The organism is Streptosporangium sp. NPDC049248 (assembly GCF_040678965.1).
Taxonomy (GTDB): Bacteria; Actinomycetota; Actinomycetes; order Streptosporangiales; family Streptosporangiaceae; genus Streptosporangium; species Streptosporangium fukuiense.
Genome location: NZ_JBFAQY010000024.1, coordinates 133,339 through 146,047, shown reverse-complemented (window position 1 = coordinate 146,047; position 12,709 = coordinate 133,339). Strand labels below are relative to the sequence as shown.

Below are 12,709 nucleotides of genomic sequence, written 5' to 3'. Positions count from 1 at the left end.
ATCGACTTGAACCCGCCGAATCCGCTAGGATTGCGACCACCCTGTCTCCAGGGCAACCCCTCTAACTTACTCCAACATCCGGTCGATGTCCAACTTATGCAGACACACCCGATTTGCCAGATTTTCAGAGGGGGCTGCAGGACTTTGCCCTGCCTGAAGAACTCTAGCAGCCTCCTGGGGCCACCATGACCAACTTCCCGGTAACAACTAGGTCTTCCCTGAGGCTTCAGCTCTCAAACACGAGAACCCGGAGTCAGGAGACTCCGGGTTCTCGCTTCACTCCGACTTCCTGACCTGTGCCGTTCTCCTCCCAGCCGCCGGCTGGGATCCTCAGGTCAGGGCTCACGCCCTGCTCTCGAACTCAGGCCGTCAGCCTGTCAGCCCGTCGGCAACGCCGCCAGCTGAGCGAGCAGCCGCGCGATGTCCTGGTCGGCCTGCACGGCACGGGATCGCACCTTGGCCACCACATCGTCCGGCGCCTTGGCCATGAACTGCTCATTGCCGAGCTTGGCCGCGACCTGGGCCGCCTCCTTGCGCGCCACCGCGAGATCCTTCTCCATGCGCTTACGCTCGGCGACCACATCGATCGCCCCCGCCGTGTCGATCTCCACGACGACCCCGCTCACATCGAGACGGGCGGTCGCGGCGAACGACTCGGACGGCTGGTCGAGCCGGAGCAACGACCGGATCGCCCCTTCGTGAGAGGCCAGAGCCGTACCGGCGAGCGAGAGCCGCGCGGAGACCCGCTGCCCTGGCTTGAGGCCCTGGTCGGAGCGGAACCTGCGCACCTCGGTGATCAGCCCCTGCACCGCGATGATCTCCTCCTCCGCCGAGGGATCACGCAACGACTCCTGGACCGTCGGCCATGGCGCGACCACGATCGACTCGTGCCCGGTGACCGCCCGCCACAGTTCCTCGGTGACGAACGGGACCAGCGGGTGGAGCAGACGGAGCAGCGAGTCGAAGACATGACCCAGCACGAGCCGGGTGTGCTCCTGCCCGGAGGCGATCTGGATCTTGGCGAGTTCCACGTACCAGTCGCAGACCTCGTCCCACGCGAAGTGGTAGAGCAGGTCGGAGATCTTGGCGAACTCGAAGTCCTCGAACGCGGCGTCCACCGACGCGACGATCTCCTGGAGTCTGGACAGGATCCACCTGTCGGCGGCGGTCAACTCCTCGACCGGAAGCTCACCCGTCACGGCACCGTTCATCAGCGCGAAACGAGTGGCGTTCCAGATCTTGTTACAGAAGTTGCGCGACCCTCCTGCCCATTCCTCACTGATCGCCACGTCGGAGCCGGGGTTGGCTCCACGCAGCAGCGTGAAACGGGTGGCATCGGCACCGAAGCGCTCGATCCAGTCGAGCGGGTCGACGACGTTGCCGAACGACTTCGACATCTTCTTGCCGTACTGGTCCCGGACCATGCCGTGCAGAGCCACGGTCCGGAACGGCGGTTCGCCGTCCATCGCGTAGATGCCGAACATCATCATCCGGGCGACCCAGAAGAACAGGATGTCGTAGCCGGTCACCAGGACGGAGGTCGGGTAGAACTTCGCCAGCTCGGGTGTCCTGTCCGGCCAGCCGAGAGTGGAGAACGGCCACAACCCGGAGGAGAACCAGGTGTCGAGGACATCGGGGTCCTGGACGTAACCATCGGGTGCCTGCTCGTCGGGGCCGACGCAGACGACCTCACCGCCGGGACCGTACCAGACCGGGATACGGTGCCCCCACCACAGCTGCCGGGAGATGCACCAGTCGTGCATGTCGTCGACCCAGTCGAAGTAGCGCTTGGCCAGCTCCGGCGGGTGGATCTTGGTCCGGCCGTCACGGACCGCATCGCCCGCCGCCTTCGCCAGGGGCGAGACGTTGACGAACCACTGGAGTGAGAGCCGTGGCTCGACCACGGTCTTGCAGCGTGAGCAGTGCCCGACGGAGTGGAGGTAGGGGCGCTTCTCCGCCACGATCCGCCCCTCGGCGCGTAGCGCGGCCACCACCGCGGGCCTGGCCTCGAAGCGGTCGAGCCCCTGGAACGGGCCGTGGGCCGTGACCACACCGCGCTCGTCCATGATCGTCAGGGACGGCAGCGAGTGGCGCCGTCCGATCTCGAAGTCGTTCGGGTCGTGCGCCGGAGTGACCTTGACCGCCCCGGTGCCGAAGGCCGGGTCGACGTGCTCGTCGGCGACGATCGGGATGAGACGTCCGGTGAGTGGTAGCTCCACTTCCCTTCCGATCAGGTGCGCGTAGCGCTCGTCGGAGGGGTGCACGGCCACGGCGGTGTCACCGAGCATCGTCTCTGCTCGGGTCGTGGCGACCACGATGGAGTCGTCACCGTCGCCGTAGCGGATCGAGACGAGCTCGCCCTCGTCCTCGCTGTGCTCGACCTCGATGTCCGAAAGCGCGGTCAGGCAGCGCGGACACCAGTTGATGATGCGCTCGGCGCGGTAGATGAGCCCGTCGTCGAAGAGCCTCTTGAAGATCGTCTGGACGGCGCGGGACAGTCCGGGGTCCATGGTGAAGCGTTCGCGTGACCAGTCGACACCGTCGCCGAGCTTCTTCATCTGGCCGAGGATCCGGCCGCCGGACTCCTCCTTCCACTGCCAGACCCGCTCGACGAACGCCTCGCGGCCGAGGTCGTGCCGGGACAGGCCCTCCTTGGCGAGCTCGCGTTCGACGACGTTCTGGGTGGCGATGCCGGCGTGGTCCATGCCTGGCAGCCAGAGTGTCTGCTGGCCGCGCATGCGAGCGCGCCTGGTCAGCGCATCCTGGATCGAGTGGTCGAGTGCGTGGCCGATGTGCAGGACACCGGTCACGTTCGGCGGAGGCAGGACGATGCTGTAAGGCTCGCGCTCGCCGCTCGGATCAGCGGTGAAGTATCCCTGCGATACCCAGCGCTCGTAGCTCCGGGTCTCCACGTCGGCAGGTGTGTACTGGGTGGGCAGCTCTGGCGTCGTCACGATGTCCAAGTCTAGGGATGTCCACGCACTCGATGTTCCCCAGCCGAAGAGTTGCGACGTGTTCCCCCCACCCCGTGGACCGGCTGCTGAAATCGTCCGGCGAACGCGCCACCGGCCGACCCGGCGGAAACCAGCGGAAACAGCGACGCCCCCGCAGGATCTCCCTGCGGGGGCGTCAGCCGTGAAAACCGGTTCGCTCAGGCTGGATCACGCGGACTTCTCACGCGGCGGCCGCTGCTGCTTGTTGAGCTGGTCCCGCGGCACGAGCGTGGGGTTGACGTGTTCGAGAACCGACTCGCGGGTGATGACGACGCGCGCCACGTCCTGCCTCGACGGCACCTCGTACATCACCGAGAGGAGAACCTCCTCCAGGATCGCTCGCAGGCCACGGGCACCGGTGCCGCGCAGGATCGCCTGGTCCGCGATCGCCTCAAGCGCGTCGTCTGTGAACTCGAGTTCGACATTGTCCAGCTCGAACAGGCGCCGGTACTGCTTGACCAAGGCGTTGCGCGGCTCGGTGAGGATCTGGATGAGCGCCTCACGGTCAAGGTTGTGAACGCTCGTGATGACCGGGAGCCGGCCGACGAACTCGGGGATCATGCCGAACTTCAGCAGGTCCTCGGGCATGACGTCCCCGAAGATGTCAGAGCTGTCGATGTCTTCCTTGGAACGGATGATGGCGTTGAAACCAATGCCCTTGCGGCCGATCCGGGACTCGATGATCTTTTCGAGGCCGGCGAAGGCCCCACCGCAGATGAACAGCACGTTGGTGGTGTCGATCTGGATGAACTCCTGGTGCGGGTGCTTACGGCCGCCCTGCGGCGGCACACTCGCGGTCGTGCCCTCCAGGATCTTCAGCAGGGCCTGCTGCACGCCCTCACCGGAGACGTCCCTGGTGATCGACGGGTTCTCGCTCTTACGAGCGATCTTGTCGACCTCGTCGATGTAGATGATGCCGGTCTCGGCCTTCTTGACGTCGTAGTCGGCGGCCTGGATCAGCTTGAGCAGTATGTTCTCGACGTCCTCGCCCACATAGCCCGCCTCTGTCAAGGCTGTGGCGTCGGCGATGGCGAACGGAACGTTCAGCATCTTCGCCAACGTCTGGGCGAGCAGCGTCTTACCGGAACCGGTCGGGCCCAGGAGCAGGATGTTGGACTTGGCCAGTTCAATGCCGTCGTCACGCCCGCGCTCGCCGGACTGCACCCGCTTGTAGTGGTTGTAGACCGCTACGGAGAGAGCCTTCTTCGCCTGGTCCTGACCGATGACGTAGGCGTCGAGGAATTCGTAGATCTCCCTCGGCTTGGGAAGGCTGTCCCACTTGAGCTCAGAGGACTCGCTGAGCTCCTCCTCGATGATCTCGTTGCAGAGGTCAATGCACTCATCACAGATGTATACGCCGGGTCCGGCGATGAGCTTCTTGACTTGCTTCTGGCTCTTTCCACAGAAAGAGCACTTCAGCAGGTCTCCCCCGTCGCCGATGCGTGCCACCCCAGATACTCCTTTGCGTGGGACCGCCCTGGCTGCCGCGGTCCGTTTCTTCCGACCGGCCCGATACCCGATCGAAAAGTCATCCCGCTTAGGTTTCGACGTTACCGTCTTCTGAGCCCTCAGTGAGCCCCCTAGCGGCGAGTCGCACCGGAACGTGCCCGATTCGGCACGGTTCCGGTGCGATATGCCTCGTTAGGAGGCTACGGCCTTCGCGAGCTTCTTGCGGGACGGGATGATGTCGTCGATCAGCCCGTACTCCTTGGCCTCCACGGCATCAAGGATCTTGTCCCGCTCGATGTCCTTGCGGACCGCCTCCGGCGCCCTGCCCGAGTGCTGAGCGATGATGCTCTCCATCTGGGCGCGCATCCTGAGGATCTCGCGCGCCTGGATCTCGATGTCGCTTCCCTGGCCGCCCCCCTCGGTGGAGGGCTGGTGGATCAGCATGCGGGCGTTCGGCAGGGCGAAGCGCTTGCCGGGCGTGCCGCCGGCCAGCAGGACCGCCGCCGCCGAGGCCGCCTGGCCCAGACAGACCGTCTGGATCTCCGGCCGGACGAACTGCATCGTGTCGTAGATCGCCGTCATGGCGGTGAAGGAACCGCCTGGCGAGTTGATGTAGATGCTGATGTCACGGTCGGGGTCGAGCGACTCCAGGGTAAGCAACTGCGCCATGACGTCATTGGCCGACGCGTCGTCCACCTGCACGCCGAGGAAGATGATGCGGTCCTCGAAGAGCTTGGCGTACGGGTTCATCTCCCGCACGCCGTAGGACGTGCGCTCACTGAAGGACGGAAGAACGTAACGGCCGTTGATGTCTCCCGGCCGGATCAACTCACTCACCTTGTGCCCCTTCAGGAGACGGCGCCCGTGGAGGGCACCTGTCGAGCGCTGCGCACGACCTGGTCGATGAAGCCGTAGTCCTTGGCCTCCTCGGCCGTGAACCAACGGTCACGGTCGGAGTCGGCCTCGATCTGCTCCAGGTTCTGACCGGTGTGGAACGCGATGCGCTCGGCGAGGGTCTTCTTGACATATAGCATCTGCTCAGCCTGGATGGCGATGTCGGCTGCGGTGCCGCCGATGCCACCGGACGGCTGGTGCATCATGATGCGGGCGTGCGGCAGGGCGTAACGCTTGCCCCGCTCGCCGGCGCAGAGCAGGAACTGGCCCATGGAAGCGGCCAGACCCATCGCGACCGTGCACACATTGTTAGGCACGTATTCCATCATGTCGTAGATCGCCATCCCGGCGGTCACGGAACCGCCTGGCGAGTTGATGTAGAGCCAGATGTCGCGCTCTGAGTCGTCCGCGGCGAGCAGCAGCAGCTCGGCGCAGATTCGGTTGGCGATCTCGTCGTTGACCTGGGTGCCCAGCACGATGATGCGCTCACGCAGCAGCCGCTGGTAGAGCTGGTCTTCGAGCCTGAACGAGCCATTCGGCTGGCTCATCGACTCGGGCCCGGAGCCGGTCGGCTGGTAGAAGGTCGGCGGGCTGGTCACAGCGTCACCTTCCGATGCGTCGTAATCGATTGGCTTTGCTTGTGACCTTAACGCGCGCGACCTACCGGACATGCCCCCTCAACGCGCTGTTCGCTGACGGCGCATGCTGCCCACCTCCTCCTCACCGCGTCTGGAACCTCCCGTCACACGCCTCGGTAAAGGCTCGGAAGCCGGAGCCCGTACGGCGTGTCGGAGCTCTCGGGATACCGCGCGGACGCCGGAAGCAGATCGAAAGGGCTTCCAGGGCAGAGGAGAGGAGGTCGCGGCTCTCAGCGGGCCCAGGAGCCCGCGGGCTCTCCGGAAAGCGGGGAGAACCGGAGGAATCCAGGAGAGCGTCAGGGCAGCGCTCTGCGGCGCGCTCACCCCCGCATCGTCCTCGGCTCGGCCCCGGAGCGGCCGAAGGTCCTGGCCAGGCCCTGGAGAGCGACAGAACGCGGACGCCCCCGTCACGCTGAGCGCGATGGGGGCGTCCGGGGGCGCCCGCCGGGCACCCCTCGCTTCTGCCTAGGGCTACTTCGCGGCGTCAGCCTCGGGGGCCTCCGAAGCCTCGGCGGCCTCCTCGGTCTCCTCGGCCTCCGCACCGTTGATCTCGGTGTAGATGGCCTTGAGGTCGACCTCGTTGCCCGCCTCGTCGGTCACCTTCGCGGCATCGCCGATGACGCTCTTGGCCTTGTCACGGACGATCTCGACCATGGCCAGCGTGAGCTGGTCGTTGTCGGCCAGGTGCTGGGCCAGCGTGTTGGGCGCGACGTTCATCTGCATGGCGCGGCGCACCACGAAGTTGGTCAGCTCCTGCTCGCTGACGCCGAGCTCCTCGCTCTTGACGATCTTGTCGAGGACGAAGCCCGTCTTGAGTGCCTTGGCGGCGCTCTCGTCGAACTCGGCGAGGCGCTCCTCCTCGGTGGTCTGGTAGAGGCGGAAGAACGCCTCCTTGCTCAGGCCACTCTCGGCGATCTGGTGCTCAAGGTTGTGCTTGCGGTTGTCGACCTCGGCCTTGAGCGCGCTCTCCGGCAGCGGAATGTCGATCTTGCCGAGCAGGGCGTCGAGCGCGTTCTCGCGGGCCTGGACGACCTGCTCGATCAGCTTGTTGCGGCGGGCCTGCTCGCTGATGCTCGCCTTGAGCTCGTCAAGGGTGTCGAACTCGCTGGCGAGCTGGGCGAACTCGTCGTCAAGCTCGGGGAGGACCTTCTCCTTGACGCTCTTGACGGTGATGGTGACCACGGCCTCCTCGCCGGCGTTCTCGCCGCCGACCAGGTTGGTGGTGAACTCCTTGGTGTCACCGGCGGACAGGCCGACCAGGGCGTCGTCCAGGCCCTGCAGCACCGAACCGGCACCGACCTCGTAGGAGACGTCGTTGGCCTGCTGCTCCTCGATGTTGACACCGTCGATCGAGGCGGCCAGGTCCATGACGACGAAGTCGCCGGCGGCAGCGGCGCGCTCGACGCCGGTCAGCGTGGCGAAACGCTGGCGCAGGCCGTCCAGCTGGGTGTCGATGTCGGAGTCGGAGACCTCGGAGACCGGAACGGTCACCTCGAGGCCCTGGTAGTCGGGGACGTCGAACTCGGGGCGGATGTCCACCTCGGCGGTGAACTCGACCTGCTGGCCGTCCTCGATCTTGGTGACCTCGATCTCCGGCTGGCTGACCGGGAAGATCTCACTCTCGTCGACGGCCTGGCCGTACAGCTTGGGCACCGCGTCATTGAGGGTCTCCTCCAGCACCACCGCGCGGCCGAAGCGCTGCTCGATGATGCGGGCCGGAACCTTGCCGGGGCGGAATCCGGGGACGCGCACCTGCTGCGCGACCTTCTTGTACGCCGCCTGCAGGCTCTCCCCGAGCTCCTCGAACGGCACCTCGACGGTAAGCCTTACCCGGGTCGGGCTGAGCTCCTCCACAGCGGTCTTCACGGGGTCGTCTCCTTGATCAAACTTCGAGTGATCGCGGGCGCGCCAAGTCGTAGCGGCTATCGCGGCAAGCTCTCGCGCCGCGCCCACATGAGTGGCACCTGGCACAGCCATCGAGACGTGCGAGATTAGGGCACGCTCCACTGCGGCGGGTGTTCAGCGCCGCAGGCCAGTCTAGAGCAGAGCGACACCATGGAGCGACCAATGGCCGCTCAGTCCTCTTTGATGATCCGCCGCAGGATGTCGTTCGTCTCACCGGGGGTGGTGCTGACCGCGCACAGTCGCTCCATGACCTCGCTGTAGCGGTCGACGTCCTCGCGCTTGTCCAGGTAGAGGGCGCTGGCCAGCTGCTCGACGTAGACCACGTCCGGGAGCTCGCTGTCGTTGAAGCGGAGCACACTGAAGGCACCGCCCTCCGCGCTGTGGCCGCCGAAGCTGAAGGGCATCACCTGGATCGTGATGTTCGGCTGCCGCATGAGGTCGAGCAGGTGCTCCAGCTGTGCCCGCATGACGTCCGCACCACCGATGGGACGTCGCAGCGCGGCCTCGTCGATGACGGCCCAGAAGAACGGGCCGTCGGGCCGCCTGAGCACCTGCTGGCGCTCCATCCGCAGATCGACCCGGCGGGTGATCTCGTCGGGCGCTATGCCGGCGCTCCCCGCGGTGATGACCGCCCTGGCGTACTCCTTCGTCTGCAGCAGGCCCGGCACGAACTGCACCTCGTACGTACGGATCCGGGAGGCTGCCTCCTCCAGGCCGACGTACGTCTGAAACCATGAGGGCAGCAGGTCGTTGAACCGATGCCACCAGCCGGGTTCGTTGGCTCTGAGCAGCAGATCCATGATCGCCGACCGGGCGCGGTCGTCCTCCACCCCGTAGAAGGTGAGCAGATCCGCCACATCGCGCTCTCTCAGGCCAACCCGGCCGAGCTCCATCCTACTGATCTTGGATTCGGATCCGCGGATCAGATGGCCTGCCTCCTCTCGCGAGAGCCCCTTGGCCTCGCGCAGACGACGCAGTTGGGAGCCTAAGAGGATACGCAGAGCTGTGGGACCCGATCCCGGTTGAACCTGCGCCACTTCGCCTCCCTCTCTACTTGGGCCAGCGCACACAGTGTCACTACTTCCGGCCGCTATGACAAGGTCTCAAGTCACTGCCCAATTCGCCAAGTCGCCGCCCCAACCATCCATGCTGCTGCACATTGCAACTGCACGTGCATTTGGGTCTTGCAGCAGACGTTCCGGTGACCCATGATGGCTTAGTGCATATTGGGCTTATGGTGCACAAGCTCTGAAAACTCTCACGTGGTACGGAGACTCACGATGACAGCGGGAGGTACCGGCAGGATGGTGGAGGAGCCAAAATCGGCTGCCGACTACCTGCAGGCGACCCGCGAGGTGAGCTTTGACGAGCTGCTCGAGGCCAACCAGTCCGACGCCACCGCGTGCCCTCTGCCCAGTCAGGCCGACTCGGTGAAGACCGCCCGGGATGTGACACGCTCGACGCTTCGCGACTGGGGGCTGGCGGAACTCAGCGATGACGCAGCGCTAGTGGTTTCGGAACTCGTCACCAACGCGGTCCGTTACGCGCTGTGCCCGCCCGGCCAGCCGGGGATCACCCCGATCACGCTCGTCCTGCTGCGTCTCTCGCCCCACGTGCTCCTGGCCGTGATGGACCCCAGCAACGAGGTTCCGACCCCCAAGGAGCCGGACTTCATCTCGGAGAACGGCCGAGGTCTCTACATCGTGGAGACCTACAGCCAGGGCTGGGGCTGGGACTACCTCAACTGCGGCGGCAAGGCCGTCTGGGCCCTCTTCAGCGCCCACCGCTGACGTTCACCGCGCTCCCGCGCCGCGAGGCGGCCTTCCAGACATCGCGCGCATGCGCCCTGCCTGTCTCGCGTGACCGGGAACTCGCACCCCGTACGACGAGAAACCGGGCATCGGTCGGAACCGATGCCCGGCATGCGTCGGGGTGACAGGATTTGAACCTGCGGCCCCCTGCTCCCAAAGCAGGTGCGCTACCAAACTGCGCCACACCCCGGTAGGTCGAGTACGCGCACGCTCCGGAACTCCGGTACGCTTACGCCCTGACGAACGGATGAAGTCTAGACCAGACTGAAGCCGCTTCGCGCGGACGTAGCTCAATGGTAGAGCCCCAGTCTTCCAAACTGGCTACGCGGGTTCGATTCCCGTCGTCCGCTCAGAATGGCAAAAAGGCCAGGTCAACCGACATATGGTTGACCTGGCCTTTTGGGTTTCACGCACCCGCACCGATCTTCCGTGCCAGCTGTGTGCCACCGACTTTCTTTTTTCTTTTTCCCGCGCCACCGTCAGCGCCCCGCCCGGCGCCGCCGCGATGACTTTGTCCCGGTCTCGACTCGCGCGCCGGTAGACGGGTGCCGACCGCGCGGAGGCGTGCCCGATGCGGAACAGTGGAAGTGTCCGGAGCGCCAGGCGAACGCCCGTCCGACCCTTTGCAGCGCGCTTGGAAGCGCCCGGAAGGAAGCTCACGGATGTTGCCGAACCTGCGGGGGCCCTGCCGTCAGGCCGCCCTGTCTCTCCGAGTGGTGACCACGAAAAAAGATCAACAGCTGGTGCGGGGAATTCGCCGGGGCGCGGTCAGGTGGCGTCATCCAACTGTTCGGCCAGCCGCTCCAGGCCACCCTTGATGAGCTGCCCGTACTCGTCGTCGCCAAGTGCGCCGATCTCGGCCCGCGCCCGCTGGAGGTGCTCACGGGCGCGGCCGAGATCGCCCAGCTTGCGATAACACTCGCTCACATTGAGGTGCAACGACGGATACAGGCCGGCCACTGAAAGCGTCACCCCGGCTTGACCCGCCCGCTCATCGGTGACCAGATCGGCGGCGGCAAGCGCCCGCAGGTCCCACATCAGCTCCTGGTGCACGTCGTCCTGCACATCGGCCATCGAGTGGGCGAGGACACAGACATGCAGCGGGTCGCCTTGCTCGCCTCCGATGCTGTCCCAGATCTGCGCGAACAACTCGCGAGCGGCTTCACGCTGACCTCGGTGGTGATGCAACTCCACCCCCTGGCCGATCCAGGTGAGCGTCGGGTCGGTGATCATTAGCGACTCCTTCACAAGCGCTGCAGCCGTACCTGGCCTACTTGCCCGACACAGCTTAACGATCTTCAAGCTTCTGGTCGGCCGGTTCGCCTGGCAATCCCAGACAACCACGCTTCGGCCGGCGGGCCCAGCCGCTAGGTGGCTCCTTCGGAACGCCTCACATCGCGCCGGCCCGCTCGCTCAGGTCTGAAAACTCGCCTGGCTTCAACCGAACGCCTCCGTCGGGCGGGGCGTGTGCGTCCGCACAGGGGCCCTCAGGCCGTGCCACTCGCGTGCCGGTCCGGAAACCGGTCGGACCGTCGCGGCCTCGGTGGCGGCGGGTGTCGCGAGGAACCGGGACGCCGCGCGCGAGCTGAACTACGGTGGGTGACGAGAACGGCACTGAGTGGATCCGACACGTGGAGGCACCCGATGACCGAAGCCACCCGAATCCTGCTCGACGAGTCCCGTATCCCCCACAACTGGTACAACATCGTGGCCGACCTCCCGGTCCCGCCACCACCGATCCTGCATCCGGCCACCTCGCGGCCCGTCGAGCCGGACGATCTCATGCCACTGTTCCCGGTGGAGCTGATCGACCAGGAGGCGAGCGCCGAACGGTTCGTCCTGATCCCGGCGAGCGTCCGCGACGTCTACCGGCTCTGGCGGCCCACCCCGCTGATCCGGGCACGCAGGCTCGAACGTGCCCTTGGCACCCCCGCGAGGATCTACTACAAGTACGAGGGCGGCTCCCCCTCCGGCTCGCACAAGCCGAACACCGCCGTCCCGCAGGCCTACTACAACGCGCGCCAGGGGGTCGGGAAACTGGTCACGGAGACCGGGGCTGGCCAGTGGGGCTCGGCACTGGCGTTCGCCTGCGCGCAGTACGGCCTGGAGTGCGAGGTGTGGATGGTCCGCGCCTCGTACGACGGGAAACCCGGCCGCAGGAGCCTGATGCGGGCCTACGGCGCGACCGTGCACCCGAGCCCGTCCCCGCTGACGGCGTACGGCGCCGAGGCACTGGCCCACGATCCCGACTCACCGGGCAGCCTCGGCATCGCGATCAGCGAGGCCGTCGAGACCGCGAGGGCCGAACCTGGCACCCGGTACGCGCTGGGCAGCCTGCTGAACCACGTGCTGCTGCACCAGACGGTGATCGGCGAGGAGGCGATCGAGCAAATGGCCGCGTTCGGCGAGGCCCCCGACATGGTCGTGGGGTGCATCGGAGGCGGCTCCAACTTCGCCGGGCTGGCCTTCCCGTTCCTGCGGGAGAAGCTGGCCGGGCGGATGGCCCCGGTGATCCGGGCGGTCGAACCGGCGGCCTGCCCGTCTCTCACCAGGGGCGTCTACGCCTACGACTTCGGCGACGCCGCGGGGCTGACCCCGTTGCTGAAGATGCACACCCTGGGCCACGGCTTCATCCCCGATCCCATCCACGCGGGCGGGCTGCGCTACCACGGCATGTCCCCGCTGCTGTCGCACCTGTACGAGCTGGGGATGTTCGAGGCGGTGGCCATGGAGCAGAACGACTGCTTCGAGGCGGGGTCGCGCTTCGCCAGGTCCGAGGGGGTCGTCCCCGCTCCAGAGGCGGCCCACGCGCTGGCCGAGGTCGTCGCCGAGGCACTGCGGTGCAGGGAGACGGGCGAGGAGAAGGTCCTGCTGACCGCGGTGTGCGGGCACGGGCACTTCGACCTGGACGGCTACGACCGCTACCTGTCGGGGCGGCTTGAGGATCTCTCGCTGCCGCAGGACCGGATCGACACGGCCCTGGCCGGGCTGCCCTCCCTGTGACCCGGCGCGCACCGGG

The 12,709-nt window shown here is 66.4% G+C and carries 9 protein-coding genes and 2 tRNA genes; 3 read left to right on the top strand and 8 right to left on the bottom strand.

All coding sequences use genetic code 11. The annotated features are described in order from the left end of the window. Positions 1-377 precede the first annotated feature (377 nt). From AB0K21_RS33295 to AB0K21_RS33270, 6 genes are all read right to left on the bottom strand, one after another. The gene (locus AB0K21_RS33295; RefSeq protein ID WP_343983272.1) at positions 378-2,954 is read right to left on the bottom strand and encodes a valine--tRNA ligase; all 2,577 of its coding nucleotides are present in this window, start codon (positions 2,952-2,954) and stop codon (positions 378-380) included. A gap of 207 nt (positions 2,955-3,161) precedes the next feature. After that, complete coding sequence (gene clpX, locus AB0K21_RS33290; protein WP_030917736.1) at positions 3,162-4,442, bottom strand: ATP-dependent Clp protease ATP-binding subunit ClpX; 1,281 nt, start codon at positions 4,440-4,442, stop codon at positions 3,162-3,164. A gap of 192 nt (positions 4,443-4,634) precedes the next feature. Beyond that, on the bottom strand, positions 4,635-5,279 hold the full coding sequence (locus tag AB0K21_RS33285; protein ID WP_030917740.1) for an ATP-dependent Clp protease proteolytic subunit: 645 nt from the start codon (positions 5,277-5,279) through the stop codon (positions 4,635-4,637). An 11-nt stretch (positions 5,280-5,290) separates the two neighbouring features. Further along, on the bottom strand, positions 5,291-5,884 hold the full coding sequence (locus AB0K21_RS33280) for an ATP-dependent Clp protease proteolytic subunit (RefSeq protein ID WP_051752985.1): 594 nt from the start codon (positions 5,882-5,884) through the stop codon (positions 5,291-5,293). A gap of 561 nt (positions 5,885-6,445) precedes the next feature. After that, positions 6,446-7,840: a trigger factor gene (gene tig / locus AB0K21_RS33275; RefSeq protein WP_364155601.1), complete on the bottom strand. Its 1,395-nt coding sequence runs from the start codon at positions 7,838-7,840 to the stop codon at positions 6,446-6,448. Positions 7,841-8,049: 209 nt separating this feature from the next. After that, positions 8,050-8,916: a helix-turn-helix transcriptional regulator gene (locus AB0K21_RS33270; protein ID WP_030917746.1), complete on the bottom strand. Its 867-nt coding sequence runs from the start codon at positions 8,914-8,916 to the stop codon at positions 8,050-8,052. Between the two features lie 243 nt (positions 8,917-9,159). On the opposite strand from AB0K21_RS33270, the gene AB0K21_RS33265 reads away from it, so the two are divergent. Beyond that, positions 9,160-9,669, top strand: a complete 510-nt coding sequence (locus AB0K21_RS33265; RefSeq protein ID WP_245651726.1) for an ATP-binding protein — start codon at positions 9,160-9,162, stop codon at positions 9,667-9,669. A gap of 137 nt (positions 9,670-9,806) precedes the next feature. Here the strand turns inward: AB0K21_RS33265 and AB0K21_RS33260 are convergent. Next, positions 9,807-9,880: transfer RNA gene (locus AB0K21_RS33260), tRNA-Pro, on the bottom strand. Positions 9,881-9,969: 89 nt separating this feature from the next. On the opposite strand from AB0K21_RS33260, the gene AB0K21_RS33255 reads away from it, so the two are divergent. Next, positions 9,970-10,040: transfer RNA gene (locus AB0K21_RS33255), tRNA-Gly, on the top strand. A gap of 418 nt (positions 10,041-10,458) precedes the next feature. Here the strand turns inward: AB0K21_RS33255 and AB0K21_RS33250 are convergent. Beyond that, positions 10,459-10,923, bottom strand: coding sequence for a hypothetical protein (locus tag AB0K21_RS33250; RefSeq protein WP_343983287.1), 465 nt, complete (start codon positions 10,921-10,923; stop codon positions 10,459-10,461). Between the two features lie 411 nt (positions 10,924-11,334). Between AB0K21_RS33250 and AB0K21_RS33245 the strand changes: the two genes are divergently transcribed. Continuing rightward, entirely contained in the window at positions 11,335-12,693 is a 1,359-nt protein-coding gene (locus AB0K21_RS33245) for a TrpB-like pyridoxal phosphate-dependent enzyme (RefSeq protein WP_364155598.1), read from the top strand. Positions 12,694-12,709: the final 16 nt, after the last annotated feature.

Coding starts and splice junctions, on each gene's coding strand:
- AB0K21_RS33265 (WP_245651726.1), top strand. CDS start 9,160: ATGACAGCGGGAGGTACCGGCAGGATGGTGGAGGAGCCAAAATCGGCT.
- AB0K21_RS33250 (WP_343983287.1), bottom strand. CDS start 10,923: ATGATCACCGACCCGACGCTCACCTGGATCGGCCAGGGGGTGGAGTTG.
- AB0K21_RS33245 (WP_364155598.1), top strand. CDS start 11,335: ATGACCGAAGCCACCCGAATCCTGCTCGACGAGTCCCGTATCCCCCAC.
- AB0K21_RS33280 (WP_051752985.1), bottom strand. CDS start 5,884: ATGAGCCAGCCGAATGGCTCGTTCAGGCTCGAAGACCAGCTCTACCAG.